Source organism: Spongiimicrobium salis (assembly GCF_043678055.1).
GTDB classification, from domain to species: Bacteria; Bacteroidota; Bacteroidia; order Flavobacteriales; family Flavobacteriaceae; genus Spongiimicrobium; species Spongiimicrobium salis.
Genome location: NZ_JBHEQA010000004.1, coordinates 173,019 through 186,648, shown reverse-complemented (window position 1 = coordinate 186,648; position 13,630 = coordinate 173,019). Strand labels below are relative to the sequence as shown.

12 protein-coding genes are annotated in these 13,630 nt (G+C 40.2%); 10 read left to right on the top strand and 2 right to left on the bottom strand.

Features of this window, described 5'->3' with window-relative positions; translation table 11 throughout:
- Window positions 1-18 precede the first annotated feature (18 nt).
- Both porN and ACEXOE_RS18050 read left to right on the top strand, forming a co-directional pair.
- Window positions 19-921 carry a type IX secretion system ring subunit PorN/GldN gene (gene porN, locus ACEXOE_RS18055; protein ID WP_394750249.1) on the top strand — a complete coding sequence of 301 codons (903 nt, stop codon included), beginning with the start codon at window positions 19-21 and terminating at the stop codon, window positions 919-921.
- 114 nt (window positions 922-1,035) lie between these two features.
- Window positions 1,036-2,091, top strand: a complete 1,056-nt coding sequence (locus ACEXOE_RS18050) for an NAD(P)/FAD-dependent oxidoreductase (protein ID WP_394750248.1) — start codon at window positions 1,036-1,038, stop codon at window positions 2,089-2,091.
- Window positions 2,092-2,099: 8 nt separating this feature from the next.
- On the opposite strand, the gene ACEXOE_RS18045 is transcribed toward ACEXOE_RS18050, so the two are convergent.
- The gene (locus tag ACEXOE_RS18045; RefSeq protein ID WP_394750247.1) at window positions 2,100-2,483 is read right to left on the bottom strand and encodes a DUF983 domain-containing protein; all 384 of its coding nucleotides are present in this window, start codon (window positions 2,481-2,483) and stop codon (window positions 2,100-2,102) included.
- Between the two features lie 65 nt (window positions 2,484-2,548).
- Between ACEXOE_RS18045 and ACEXOE_RS18040 the strand changes: the two genes are divergently transcribed.
- From ACEXOE_RS18040 to ACEXOE_RS18005, 8 genes are all read left to right on the top strand, one after another.
- Complete coding sequence (locus ACEXOE_RS18040; protein ID WP_394750246.1) at window positions 2,549-4,459, top strand: ABC-F family ATP-binding cassette domain-containing protein; 1,911 nt, start codon at window positions 2,549-2,551, stop codon at window positions 4,457-4,459.
- A gap of 150 nt (window positions 4,460-4,609) precedes the next feature.
- Window positions 4,610-5,485 carry a leucine-rich repeat domain-containing protein gene (locus ACEXOE_RS18035; protein WP_394750245.1) on the top strand — a complete coding sequence of 292 codons (876 nt, stop codon included), beginning with the start codon at window positions 4,610-4,612 and terminating at the stop codon, window positions 5,483-5,485.
- Between the two features lie 13 nt (window positions 5,486-5,498).
- Complete coding sequence (locus tag ACEXOE_RS18030; RefSeq protein WP_394750244.1) at window positions 5,499-6,416, top strand: leucine-rich repeat domain-containing protein; 918 nt, start codon at window positions 5,499-5,501, stop codon at window positions 6,414-6,416.
- 127 nt (window positions 6,417-6,543) lie between these two features.
- Entirely contained in the window at window positions 6,544-7,008 is a 465-nt protein-coding gene (locus ACEXOE_RS18025; protein WP_394750243.1) for a MarR family winged helix-turn-helix transcriptional regulator, read from the top strand.
- A 14-nt stretch (window positions 7,009-7,022) separates the two neighbouring features.
- A complete protein-coding gene (locus ACEXOE_RS18020) occupies window positions 7,023-8,156 on the top strand; it encodes an efflux RND transporter periplasmic adaptor subunit (RefSeq protein ID WP_394750242.1) in 1,134 nt (377 codons plus the stop codon).
- Window positions 8,153-11,455, top strand: coding sequence for an efflux RND transporter permease subunit (locus ACEXOE_RS18015; protein ID WP_394750241.1), 3,303 nt, complete (start codon window positions 8,153-8,155; stop codon window positions 11,453-11,455). Before ACEXOE_RS18020 ends, ACEXOE_RS18015 begins: the two co-directional genes overlap by 4 nt.
- Window positions 11,452-12,816 carry a TolC family protein gene (locus ACEXOE_RS18010; RefSeq protein ID WP_394750240.1) on the top strand — a complete coding sequence of 455 codons (1,365 nt, stop codon included), beginning with the start codon at window positions 11,452-11,454 and terminating at the stop codon, window positions 12,814-12,816. The genes ACEXOE_RS18015 and ACEXOE_RS18010 overlap by 4 nt, the downstream gene beginning before the upstream one ends.
- Before the next feature lie 14 nt (window positions 12,817-12,830).
- Window positions 12,831-13,013: a CPXCG motif-containing cysteine-rich protein gene (locus ACEXOE_RS18005; RefSeq protein ID WP_394750239.1), complete on the top strand. Its 183-nt coding sequence runs from the start codon at window positions 12,831-12,833 to the stop codon at window positions 13,011-13,013.
- Window positions 13,014-13,018: 5 nt separating this feature from the next.
- On the opposite strand, the gene ACEXOE_RS18000 is transcribed toward ACEXOE_RS18005, so the two are convergent.
- Window positions 13,019-13,624 (bottom strand): carboxymuconolactone decarboxylase family protein, encoded by a 606-nt coding sequence (locus ACEXOE_RS18000; RefSeq protein WP_394750238.1) that lies wholly within the window; start codon window positions 13,622-13,624, stop codon window positions 13,019-13,021.
- Between the last annotated feature and the right edge of the window lie 6 nt (window positions 13,625-13,630).

Below are 13,630 nucleotides of genomic sequence, written 5' to 3'. Positions count from 1 at the left end.
AAATAGATTTTTTATATTATGAATTGGAAGAATGTTTTATTAATTGGAGCTTTAACGCTGTTGCCTGTATCGATAATGGCCCAAGCCAATATCCTGAATGCGAAAAAACCGCAGGAAGTTGGAGTGCGAACAGAAGCTCAGAAGGAAAAGGATAATGACGCTCCTTTAAAATACGGTTATGTAGACGATAGGGATATCCTTTGGTCTAAAACAGTATGGGAGGTTGTTGACTTGGATGAGCGTGTTAATTTTCCATTATACTATCCAACGGATACGATCGATATAGGTCCTGACCGTCGTTCCCTTTACGATGTTTTGATCAAAAACATTAAAAATGGGAAATTGGATGAGATCTATGTAGACTCTTATTTCACGGAGAAAAGAAACTTCGATGATTTAAAAGCTACCTTAAAGAAGACCGATACGTTGGAATACGGTTACGAACAAATCAATGCAGGAGAGGAGCTTTCTCCAGAATACGTTGTGGAGCGAGAGCTTTCAGCTGCAGATTTGGAAGAATACTTGATCAAAGGCATATGGTACTTTGACAAGCGACAAGGAGAATTAAAATACCGCTTATTGGGGATTGCCCCAGTAGCTCCGGATGTCAACTTTATCGATGATGAATCTGTAGATATTGAATCGAATAAGGTACCCTTGTTTTGGGTATGGTATCCAAGTGCTAGAGAGGTACTCCATGAAGCAAAAGTGTTCAATCAGCGTAACTCTGCCCAGCCCATATCATTTGATATGCTGCTAAATGCAAGAAGGTTTAATGCGACCATTTATAAAGAAGACAACGTTCACGGAGATCGTAAGGTCAAAGATTATGTTGCCGATAATGCATTGTTCCAATTGTTGGAAGCACAGCGTATCAAAGAAGTGATACGGGATAGGGAGCAAGATATGTGGGCCTATTAATAAAATAGCAAATGTAGAAATTCCAATTCTATGACATAAAAAAGCGCTGCATCTTTGATGTAGCGCTTTTTATTTGCCGCCTCTCGGAGAACAGAAATGCCTAACTTTGCAGCTATGGTAGATTATATTGTTGTGGGTCTAGGTCTTGCCGGGCTTTCTTTTTGTGAGGTATTGGAGAAGCATGGGAAAAGCTTTATGGTCATTGATGATGATTCCCAAAAAGCATCGGAAGTGGCCGGAGGAATGTATAATCCCGTCATTTTAAAAAGGTTTACCCTAGCTTGGAATGCCAAAGAACAATTAGATTTGGCCATGCCTTTTTATTCCGCTCTTGAACAAAAGTTACAACTGCCATTGGATTATAAAATCCAAGTACTGCGCCGATTGGTATCGGTAGAAGAACAAAACCTCTGGTATGAGGCCACGGATAAGCCCCAGTTGGATTATTTCTTATCGCCTAAACTAGTACCCAATGCAAATACCGCTATTGCCGCAGATCATGACTATGGAGAAGTGCGGTTCACAGGTAGGATTGATACCAAAATCCTGCTAAGGAAGTATAAGGAACACCTTCAGGAAAGAAATGTTTTACGTAAGGCCTCCTTCAATTTTGAGGCATTGCAATTCAAAGAAAATCATATTAGCTATCAAGGCATATCGGCAGGCAAAATTGTATTTGCAACAGGCTATGGGCTAAAGAAAAATCCATATTTCAATTACCTTCCTTTGAATGGCACCAAAGGAGAGCTACTGACCATAAAAGCGCCAAAACTACAAGAAGACCGTATCATTAAATCCTCCGTATTCCTAATTCCTTTGGGCAATGATCTATATCGGGTAGGTGCCACCTATAAATGGAAAGACAAAACCAATACGCCAACGAAGGAATCTCGAACCGAATTACTACAAAAATTGGAAAGTTTCCTAAACTGTGAATATGAAGTGATCGATCATGTGGCCGGCATACGTCCAACTACAGCCGATAGAAGACCTCTGGTTGGGCAACATCCAGAACATAAGGCCTTATATATACTCAACGGTTTGGGATCCAGAGGGGTTATAATTGCGCCTTATGCCTCCCGACAATTGTATCATCATATAGAGCATGGTACAGATTTAGATGCTGAAATGGACATTGCACGTTGTACAAAAAAGTACTACCACCTATAGGTCAACCCCTAACTTTCTACAGCGTCCGAATCGTATTTAAAGAAAAAATTAATCCAGATATTACGGGATAAACGAATGATTACGGGCAAAAAGATAATCATGGTAAGGACAATGACAATAAAAGTAGTGATCAAACTTGCATGCAACAGTAAAAAGGAAATCACAAAAGCTGCAACAGCAAAGGCAATACCTACGGGATAACTTACATACATGGCTCCGTAGAAAAAAGAAGGCTCCATTTTGTATTTTATACCACAGTTGGAACAACGCTCTTTCATCTTAAAGAGATTGCTCAAGTGATACGGATTTTTGTCCTCATACATGCTTTCTTGATGACATTTTGGACAACTTCCTGTTAAAATACTGTAGAGTTTGTTTCCTTTTTTTAACATTTGCAGCGTATTTGTACAAAAGTACGGTTTTGTCCAATTTTCTAATGTAACATAGGTCACAAATTATGCTGAATATCCATAACCTTTCTGTAGCTTTTGGCGGAGAGTATTTGTTCGAGGAAATATCCTTTCGTTTGAATTCTGGTGATAGGGTAGGTCTTATCGGAAAAAATGGAGCGGGAAAATCCACCTTATTGAAATTGTTATCTAAAGAAATGCCCTTGGACAGTGGAACCATTGCTTCGGATAAAGATGTGAAAATTGGATTTCTAAAACAAGATATTGACTTCGTACAGGGAAGAACAGTGCTCGAAGAATCCTATCAGGCGTTTAAAGAGATCAAAGACCTGGAACTACAATTGGATGCCATTAATCACCAACTGGCGGAAAGAACCGATTACGAAAGCGAAGCTTACAACCAATTGATCGTAGATTTAAATGATGTCACGGCCCATTATGAGATTTTAGGAGGATATAATTATCAAGGGGAAACCGAGAAAATTCTTCAAGGATTGGGATTTTCCCGAACGGATTTTGATAAAAAAACAGATACCTTTTCCGGAGGATGGCGAATGCGTATAGAATTGGCCAAACTACTATTGCAAAGCAATGATGTATTGTTGCTGGATGAGCCTACGAACCATTTGGACATAGAATCGATCATTTGGCTAGAACAATTTTTAAGGAATTATGCAGGGGCAGTGGTCATCGTATCCCACGATAAAATGTTCTTGGATAATGTAACCAATAGGACCATTGAAATTTCCCTTGGAAGAATATACGATTACAATAAGCCCTATACCCAATATCTGAAATTAAGGGCAGAGATGAAGGAACAGCAGTTGAATGCCCAAAAGAATCAGGAAAAACAGATACAGCAGGCAGAACGACTCATTGAGAAATTCCGGGCAAAATCAACCAAAGCCTCCATGGCCCAATCCCTGATTAAGAAGTTAGATAAAATGGAACGGATAGAAGTGGATGAGGATGACAATAGTGTCATGAACCTGCGCTTTCCCGTTTCCATCACTCCTGGGAAGGTAGTTACGGAAATGGAGGGTTTGTCCAAAAGTTATGGAAATCACAATGTATTGAACCATATTGATCTTCTTATAGAACGGGATAGTAAAACGGCGTTTGTGGGGCAAAATGGACAAGGGAAATCAACCTTGGCGAAGATTATTGTAGGGGAGTTGGGATGCGAAGGGTATTTGAAATTGGGACATAATGTACAGATTGGTTATTTCGCTCAAAATCAGGCCGAATATCTCGATGGTACTAAGACCGTATTGGATACGATGATCGATGCGGCCAACGAGAAGAACAGAAGCAAGGTGAGAGACATTTTGGGTTCCTTCCTCTTCAGGGGAGATGAGGTGGAAAAATATGTACGTGTGCTTTCTGGAGGAGAGCGAAACCGATTGGCCCTGGCAAAAATGTTGCTGCAACCCTTCAATGTATTGGTCATGGATGAACCTACCAACCATTTGGACATTAAATCCAAAAATGTATTAAAACAAGCGTTGCAGAATTTTGAAGGGACATTGATTTTGGTCTCGCACGATCGTGACTTCTTGCAAGGACTTACCAACAAAGTATACGAGTTTAAAGATCGAAAAATAAAAGAGTATTTAGGGGATATCGATTTCTATCTGGAACAGCGCAAGGTACAAGATTTTAGGGCCATTGAGAAAAAGCAACAAGAGGCAGCTGCGACAAAAATTAAAGAAGCCCCCAAGGAGAATAGCTATAAAGATCAGAAACGACTGAAATCCTTAAAAAACAAGCTTAGTTCCGTGGAGCGTAAGATTGCCGATTTGGAGAAAGAAATTGCGGTCATAGATCACGATCTACTCATGAATTATGATGCCACCATTGCACAACCCAACTTCTTTGATGGATATCAACAAAAAAAGAAAGATTTAGAAGTGCTCATGGAACGTTGGGAAGAGATTACCCTGGAATTGGAATCCTAAAAGGGAAAAACCGGGAATCAGAGCAATTTTTTAACCACAACTTTTACAGCTTTCACAACAAAAATGGACTTGTGCGGCGCGCTTCATCGATAAATTTATAATAAAATCCATTAAATTTCTTTATTTGTAGGAGAATTCTTATAAATAAATATGTTGAAGAGAATAGTATTTAGTTTTAGCTTGCTTATTAGCTGCCAACTCATTTTAGCAACCCCTATCCCAAATACACAGCGCAAGGCTCTGGAAGAACTATACCACCATACGAATGGAAGTAGATGGACCAATACATGGGACTTGTCCAAACCTATTAAAAGTTGGTACGGTGTGGGTATCGAAAAGGGAAAAATTGTCTCACTCAATCTTTTTAACAATAATCTTTCTGGGACACTTCCTGCTGCTTTGGGGAAATTAAAACATTTAAGAGATTTGAATCTGGCATTCAATAATATTGAAGGAAGTATACCTGAAAGCATCACCTCTTTGAAAAAATTAGAGGTGCTACGTTTGGGTAAGAATAGGTTGAGCGGAACGATACCTGAAGATATCGGAATGTTGGAAAAACTCCAGGTTTTGGATCTGTTCAGTAACAATATCTCTGGGGATCTACCACAAAGTGTAGGCACTTTAAAAGCGTTAAAAGTACTATGTGTATCGGATAATACCATAAGTGGAACACTGCCACAGGAGTTGGGAAAATTGGCAGCACTGGAACGTTTGGAATTGGGTAATAATAGCGTTGAGGGGAATATCCCGATGGCTATAGGGGATTTGTCCAATTTGAATATGTTGGTACTGGCGGAAAATAATTTTTCCGGATCCTTGCCGAAAAACCTGTTCCTCATGAAGAAATTGAATGTGCTTCAAATTCAGAAAAACAAATTTGATATGTATCAACTGCGACGAGTGCTGCCTTCAAAGATAGGCCTTGCGTTGTTTGATTATGATAACACGGAAAATCAATTTAAAACCTTCGAGTTTAATAGAACGAGGATGGCAGATACCAAGTTTGAGGATGTTGAAGAATAAATCAAAAAAAACTATGGACGCACCAAATTATATACGAGAAGCCCAGAAACTATTTTTATTGCTGCTATGCATGTTAGCATGCGTCACTATGGTAAAAGCAGAAGTTTCTGAAGAAGATAAGGCGGTACTGCTAGAATTATATCATAGTACCAATGGGCCAGAGTGGATAAAAAAGTGGGACATCGAGCAACCGCCATCGCGCTGGCATGGTGTTAAAGTGGTAAACAATAAGATTATTGCCATTACACTTTTTCACAATAATCTTTCGGGAGTATTACCATCGAGCATTGGAAAGTTACAAGAATTACGACAACTGAACCTTGCTTTCAACAAACTTACTGGAGAACTACCAAAAGAAATAGCGGCACTGACCAAATTAAAGATATTAAAATTGGAAATGAATAGATTAAAAGGGTCGCTCCCAGAAAATATTGGCGACTTGGAACAACTTGTGGAACTTTCGATTTTTAATAATTTTTTATCGGGATCTATTCCTACGACTATTGGAAAAATGAAAAAATTGGAAATATTGAATTTGTCCAGTAATTCTTTTCGAGGAGAAATTCCAAAAACTATGGGAGACCTAACAAAATTGGAATCCTTGGGATTGTTTGAAAATAGATTGGAAGGCGCCATACCCAACGAATTGGGTAAGCTTGTGCAACTAAAGGAGATGGTATTGGCCAACAATCAATTGGGAGGGGAGATACCCGCCGAATTTGGACAATTGGCGAGCTTGGAGATTTTTCAGATCCAAAATAATAATTTCAACTCTTTTAAAAACCTTGAAAAGATGGATGCCCAAAGATTTTTGGTTTTCGACTACGACAAGTCCAAGGCAAAACGAGATTTCAAGAAGGTTGACTTTAATAAAGTGAAAACAAGAATGGCGGACACAAAATTTGAAGATGTGGAAGACGACAATAAATAGTTTTTTTTGAATTAGATTGGTTGTAAGGGGATATCGGAGGGTATCCCTTTTTTTTATGCAAAATCTTTAATAAATATTTAACATTAGTTGCATGTGCAACTATATGGCTTATGATTAGTTTTGCAAAATGAAATCTGAAGATTTTAAGGGATACTTTGACGATTCTATCGGGCCTTGGTTGGGAAGAACGGTTAAGATGGTAGACTATCATTTGAATGAAGTATTTCGTGCAGAAGGACTTGATGTGAGTAAGGAGCAAATGGTGGTTCTAATGAAATTGCACCAGAAGGATGGACTAACCCAAAATGAACTGGCCGAACTTACGTTTCGAGATAAGTCATCGATGGCTCGTTTGCTCTCCAAAATGGAAAAAAAAGCATATATCTCCCGGAAACAAAGCGCTGGCGATAAACGCATCAATCAAGTCCTTTTAACGGATTTGGGCAAGAAGGTTTTTTCAAAAACCCGTCCATTGATCCATCGCACCATTTCTTGTATGCAACATGGAATTTCAGAAGAAGAAAGGCGGTTGATGATCAAGGTGCTGAAAAAAGTACAACAGAATTTTAAAACAAAAACAACATCACTATAGGCAATACCAATACTATGAGAAAAATAATTTTATCTGTTCTGGGCATCCTACTGATTGTAGGGGCTGTTTTTCTTTCCAACTGGATAGCGGATAGCAAAACAAGAAGAAAACCCAAAGTGGAAAAAGTGATCAAAACTGTATTTGCTGAAAAAGTAAAGAACGGCACAGTTTCCATTAGAATTCCCGCCAATGGGAATTTGGTTGCTAAACGCAGAGTGGAACTCTATGCAGAGGTTCAGGGCGTTTTTAGAAAAGGGAGCAAACTTTTTAAACCGGGGGAAACCTATAGGGCTGGGGAGACCATTATTCGCGTAGACGCCTCTGAGTATTATGCCAGTGTACAATCTGCCAAAAGTAATTTATACAATTTAATTACTTCTATCATGCCCGATCTGCGATTGGATTATCCTGAAATATTCCCAAAATGGCAAGCGTATTTAAGTGCTTTTGACCTTAATGCTGCTACCCCACAATTGCCAACTATGGCCTCTGAAAAAGAAAAGTTCTTTATTTCAGGGAGAGGAATTCTGACCAATTATTACAATGTTAAAAACCTGGAACAGCGCTTATCTAAGTATAGCATTAAGGCACCCTATAGTGGCGTCTTGACAGAAGCTTTGGTTACCGAGGGAACCTTAATACGTTCGGGGCAGAAATTGGGAGAATTCATCAATACCGACGTATATGAACTGGAAGTCGCCATTGGAAAAACCTATAGTGATCTGTTAAAAGTGGGAGAAGCCGTTGCCTTGGAAAATTTAGATAAGACCAAAGCCTATACGGGAAAGGTAAGCCGTATCAATGGCAGCGTGGACCAAGCTTCACAGACCATTAAGGCCTATATAGAGGTGAAAGATAAAGACCTTAAGGAAGGGATGTATCTAGAAGCCAATCTGGATGCCAAAGAGGAGGTAGACGCTATAGAAATCGATAGAAGTTTGCTTTTGGAAAACAATCAGATTTTTGTTGTGCGGGATTCTATTTTAGATATCATAGATGTAAAGCCGGTCTATTTTTCGAACAAGACCGTGGTGTTGAAGGATGTTCCGGACGAGATTACGATCATTTCCAAACCGGTAGTAGGTGCCTATGCAGGAATGCTCGTAAATATTTTTGAAGAAAAAAATAAAGAAACCACCAAATTATGAGGAGCATTATAGGGTATTTTATCAAGTACCACGTAGCGGTCAATGTTATTATTTTGGCTTTCTTGGTTTTTGGTGTTGTCGGGGCAATATCGTTGAAATCGTCCTTTTTTCCGCTTACAGATTCTAAAAATGTGGTCATCAATATTACCTATCCTGGGGCTTCCCCTCAAGAGGTGGAGGAAGGGATTGTCCTTAAGATAGAGGACAACTTAAAGGGATTGGAAGGTGTGGAACGCGTCACCTCCACTTCCCGGGAAAATAGTGGGTCGATCAATGTGGAAATCGAGAAGGGAAGAGATATTGACTTCATGTTGTTGCAAGTTAAGAATGCTGTGGACAGGGTTCCTTCATTTCCTACAGGGATGGAGCCTCTGGTAGTATCAAAACAGGAAGCCGTACGGCAAACAATTAGTTTTGCAGTAAGTGGGGAGAACATCCCTTTAAGTACTTTAAAGCAGATCGGGAGACAGATAGAGAACGATATCAGGGCTATTGAAGGAATTTCCCAAATAACTATCTCGGGCTACCCTGAAGAAGAAATAGAAATTGCGGTCAATGAAAATAACTTATTGGCCTATGGTTTGACTTTTGCCGAAGTTTCCCAAGCGGTGGGAAATGCCAATATCCTTGTCACGGGCGGAAATATAAAGACCAGTGCCGAGGAATACTTAATTCGGGCCAATAATAGATCGTATTACGGGAGTGAGTTATCCAATTTGATTATTCGAGCAGATGCTTCCGGGCAAACCATTCGTTTAAAGGATGTGGCTCAGATTAGGGACCGCTTCTCCGAAACGCCCAATGCTTCCTATTTCAATGGAGACCTTTCTGTAAATACCAGTATTACCAGTACCAATACAGAGGATCTGATTTCTTCTGCGGAAAAAGTAAAGGAGTATATCGAAGAGTTTAATCAAAAATATACCAATGTACAGCTCAATGTAGTCAGTGATCAGTCTACAACCTTAACACAGCGGACAGCCCTATTGACAGAAAACGCTATCGTGGGGATGATTTTGGTATTGATTTTTCTTTCGCTCTTCCTCAATACGCGTTTGGCATTTTGGGTAGCTTTTGGACTCCCCGTGGCCTTTTTGGGAATGTTTGTTTTTGCAGGTTTTTTCGATGTAACGATTAATGTGTTATCCCTGTTTGGAATGATCATCGTTATTGGGATCCTGGTGGATGACGGAATTGTTATTGCCGAAAACATTTATCAACATTACGAAAAGGGGAAGACGCCCATACAAGCGGCCATAGATGGGACCATGGAGGTGATTCCTCCAATCATATCGGCAATTATTACGACTTTATTGGCCTTTTCCATTTTCTTGTTTTTGGATGGTAGAATAGGGGACTTTTTTGGAGAGGTTTCGGTAATCGTGATTCTAACGCTTGTGGTTTCTTTGGTGGAGGCCCTTATCATATTACCAGCGCATTTAGCACACTCCAAGGCCTTGAAACCACAGAATGATGTGCCTAAGACCGGAGTGGCAAAGGTATTTGGAAAGTTGCGACATGTCAATAAACTGGGAGATCGCATTATGGCTTGGTTACGAGACACCCTATATGTACCCGTATTGCGATTCGCCTTGCAATATAAGTTGTTGACATTCTCCTTCTTTATCGTCGCTTTGCTGCTGACCTTTGGTTCTATTCGAGGAGGAATTATTCGTACTGCCTTCTTTCCACGAATTGCCAGTGATCGGGTGCAGGTAACGCTGTTGATGCCCAATGGCACCAATGAAAAAGTAACGGATTCCATTATCAGTTTGATTGCGGAAAAAGCGGAAATCGTCAATCAGGAATTAACCGCGCAATATTTGCAGGGTACAGGGAAAGCGTTGTATGAGAATGCCATTAAAAATATTGGCCCAGGTTCCTCTTCAGCGCGTTTAACCATTAACTTGCTCCCGGGAGAAGAACGCCCAGATGCTATTAGATCTGATGTGGTGACCAATAGATTGCGCGAATTGGTAGGACCAGTTATTGGTGCGGAAAGTCTAATTTATGGTTCTGGAGGGAATTTTGGAGGCGATCCGGTTTCCGTTTCCCTTTTGGGATATAATATCGAAGAGCTAAAGGCTGCCAAAAAAGAATTGAAAACGGCCATGGAAAATAACCCGGCATTGAAAGATATTGCCGATAACGACCCTGCTGGAATTAAAGAAATCAGATTGGAACTTAAGGAGAGTGCCTATCTCCTGGGATTAGATCTTAGGGCTGTGATGAATCAGGTGAGGGCCGCTTTTTTTGGAACACAAGCGCAGCGTTTTCAACGCGGACAGGATGAAATACGGGTTTGGGTGCGTTATGATCGGGAAAATCGTTCCTCGATCACGGATTTGGATGAAATGCGAATTGCAGTGCCCAATGGGAGCAGGGTTCCCTTAAAAGAAATAGCAAATTATACCATTGAACGGGGCGATGTAGCGATCAATCACTTAGAAGGGCAACGGGAAATTCAGATTACAGCAGACTTAAAAGACGAAAAGACTACGAGTGCCGTGGATATTGTGTCCGAAATAAGAACCGAAATAATGCCGGCCATTCAGGCCAGATATCCAACGGTCTCGGCCTCCTACGAAGGTCAGAACAGAGAACGAAATAAATTAACGAACTCCCTGAATTTTGTGGGGCTCTCTGTACTTGCATTGATCTATATCACTATTGCTTTTACCTTCCGTAGTTTTAGTCAACCATTAATGTTGTTGCTCATGGTACCTTTGAGTTTAACTGCGGTGGCTTGGGGGCACTGGATCCACAATTTTCCAATCAATATTTTATCGATGTTGGGCATTATTGCCCTCATCGGGATTATGGTCAATGATGGCCTGGTGCTCATTGGAAAGTTCAACGGAAACCTAAAATCGGGAATGAGCTTTGATGAAGCTATTTTCAATGCGGGACGCTCGCGCTTTAGAGCCATTTTTTTAACGTCTATTACCACAATAGCGGGCCTTGCCCCTTTAATGCTGGAAACCAGTAGGCAAGCTCAATTTTTAATCCCTATGGCCATTTCCATCGCCTACGGTATTGGTTTTGCCACGCTATTAACACTTATTGTATTGCCCATTTTCTTGTCTTTTAGCAATAAAATGAAAGTAAGCACAAAATGGTTGATCACCGGAAATGCTATTACCAAAGAGGAGGTAGAACGAGCCATCAAAGAACAAAAAGAAGAAAAACACTCCATGATCAATGAAATGGATAAGGTAAATACCAACTATAAAGAAACCATCTATCCCGTTTTTGATCAGCAAGAGGAGATCGTTGAAAAAATAGAAGAGGACAAATGAAACATAGAATAATGGTAGCGATCCTATTTTTGGTGGGATCATATGGCCTGTATGCGCAAAGTAAATTATTGTCCAAAAACGAAGCCGTTCAAATGGCTTTGGACCATAATTTTGGCATTAAAGTAGCTAAAAACCAAACAGAAATAGCAAAGAATAACAAAGGCATCCTAAATTCTGGATACTTACCGTCCGTTACGGGTAATGCTGGGGCAACCTATACGAACAATGATACAAGAACCGAATTTCCCGGACAGTTTTTGGACGATGGCACCCCCAGACCGGATATTAATTTGGAGAAAGCTGAAAGTCAACGCTACAATGCTTCGGTAGCCCTAAATTATACACTTTTTGACGGCTTAGGGAGGTTTTATAACTATAAGCGCCTAAAAGAACAATATCAACTGAGTGAACTCCAAGCGAGAGAAACTATTGAAAATACGGTGATTCAATTATTCAGTGTTTACTTTGAAATTGCACGGTTGACCGAGAATAGAAATGTATTGGCCCAAGCACTTCAAATTTCCAAGGACAGGATAAAACGAGCGGAATACGCTTTTGAGTATGGTCAAAATACAAAATTAAATATTCTAAATGCCCAAGTAGACGTTACCAATGATAGTATAAGTTTACTGAATGCCGAACAGCAATTGACCAATGCCAAACGGGATTTGAATGTCATCCTAAATCAAAACCTCAATGAAACCTTTGAGGTAGACACCATAGTGCAATTTATTCCAAAATTAAAATTAGAGGAATATGCCGGAGATGCCAGAGCAAACAATGTGGCGGTATTGCAGACGGAAAAGAATTTGTCCATTACGGCCTATGATATCAAGGTCAATAAATCGGGATACCTGCCCACGATTGGCTTAACAGGTAGCTATGGGTGGAATCGGAATCAAAACCCCCCTTCGGCCTTTTTATCAGGAGCCATTTTTCCAGGGACAAACTCCAATGTTAAGAGTTTCTCGCTGGGAGCAAGTCTTACCTGGAATCTGTTTGATGGTGGGGGTACCTCGGTAAGGGTAAAAAATGCAAAAATTGCCTATGAAAATCAGGAGATGTTAAAAAAACAGATTGGGATGGAAGTAGATCGGGATATTCTCAATGCGCAATCCATATATGAGAATCGCCTGGCCATTTTTAGGATTCAAGAGCAAAATGTATTAACCAATCAGAATAATTTTGAACGCTCCAGGGAGCAATTTCAATTGGGAAGAATTACGTCTATAGAATTCCGACAAGCGCAAATTAACCTATTGAATGCCCAGACGAATAAAAATTTGGCCAAATACGATGCAAAACTGGCCGAGTTACAACTGCTACAGCTTACAGGCCAGTTGTTGAACGTTGCTTTTTAAAAAAAGATAAGGCTATGTACGAACACTTTTTCCAATGTCCGTATTGCTGGGAAGAAATTTCAATGTTGTTGGATACCTCAATAGGGGTGCAAACCTATGTGGAAGATTGTGAAGTTTGTTGTAATCCCATGGAAGTTACGCCGCGTTTTGAAAACCATGAACTCATTGCTTTTGAAGCTATCGATATAGAGCAGTAGATTTTTTATTGATGTTCCCAGTCCGAGGGGTCGTCGCTGTTATTGGGAGAAAGCCCTAGAATATCCCCTTTTGTGTTTACGCCTAAACCAACCACGGTTCTATTGACATAGTTGAAATAGCTGGTCACTTGATTGATTTCCAAAATTTCCCCTTCCGTAAAGCCTTCAGCTTTTAAAGCTTCTATATGCTCTTGGGTAGTTGTATGGGCCTCTAGGGTGAGACGCTTGGCATAGGCAATTCCGCTAAAATAGGGAGCATCAAAAAAAGTATGTAAGCTATCATTTTCTATACATGTAAAGAAATGGGAAGCTTTGACATCATCCTGCAGGAGCCGCTTTAAGCCCTCAAAGTGATGACTGACACAGTAGGGACAATGGTTTAAATAACTCACATAGACCCCAATAGCTTCCAAATACCACTTGGGCAAAGTATTGTTCGTATTGTGCAATACGCTCTTGTACAAGGTCATATGTCCGTTAAGGGAATGCGGGCGCAAACTGTGGATCGATAATACATTGTCCACCTTATTGTTAGGGCCTTTGAGGCGTTGGTACAACTTCTTGAGTGTGCCCTTTGCTTCATCATATCCGATTGTTTTTATCCAACTCATCTCAGC

Bases quoted from the DNA above. Each gene is read 5' to 3' on its own strand.
- porN (WP_394750249.1), top strand. From the start codon at position 19: ATGAATTGGAAGAATGTTTTATTAATTGGAGCTTTAACGCTGTTGCCT.
- ACEXOE_RS18050 (WP_394750248.1), top strand. From the start codon at position 1,036: ATGGTAGATTATATTGTTGTGGGTCTAGGTCTTGCCGGGCTTTCTTTT.
- ACEXOE_RS18045 (WP_394750247.1), bottom strand. From the start codon at position 2,483: ATGTTAAAAAAAGGAAACAAACTCTACAGTATTTTAACAGGAAGTTGT.
- ACEXOE_RS18040 (WP_394750246.1), top strand. From the start codon at position 2,549: ATGCTGAATATCCATAACCTTTCTGTAGCTTTTGGCGGAGAGTATTTG.
- ACEXOE_RS18035 (WP_394750245.1), top strand. From the start codon at position 4,610: ATGTTGAAGAGAATAGTATTTAGTTTTAGCTTGCTTATTAGCTGCCAA.
- ACEXOE_RS18030 (WP_394750244.1), top strand. From the start codon at position 5,499: ATGGACGCACCAAATTATATACGAGAAGCCCAGAAACTATTTTTATTG.
- ACEXOE_RS18025 (WP_394750243.1), top strand. From the start codon at position 6,544: ATGAAATCTGAAGATTTTAAGGGATACTTTGACGATTCTATCGGGCCT.
- ACEXOE_RS18020 (WP_394750242.1), top strand. From the start codon at position 7,023: ATGAGAAAAATAATTTTATCTGTTCTGGGCATCCTACTGATTGTAGGG.
- ACEXOE_RS18015 (WP_394750241.1), top strand. From the start codon at position 8,153: ATGAGGAGCATTATAGGGTATTTTATCAAGTACCACGTAGCGGTCAAT.
- ACEXOE_RS18010 (WP_394750240.1), top strand. From the start codon at position 11,452: ATGAAACATAGAATAATGGTAGCGATCCTATTTTTGGTGGGATCATAT.
- ACEXOE_RS18005 (WP_394750239.1), top strand. From the start codon at position 12,831: ATGTACGAACACTTTTTCCAATGTCCGTATTGCTGGGAAGAAATTTCA.
- ACEXOE_RS18000 (WP_394750238.1), bottom strand. From the start codon at position 13,624: ATGAGTTGGATAAAAACAATCGGATATGATGAAGCAAAGGGCACACTC.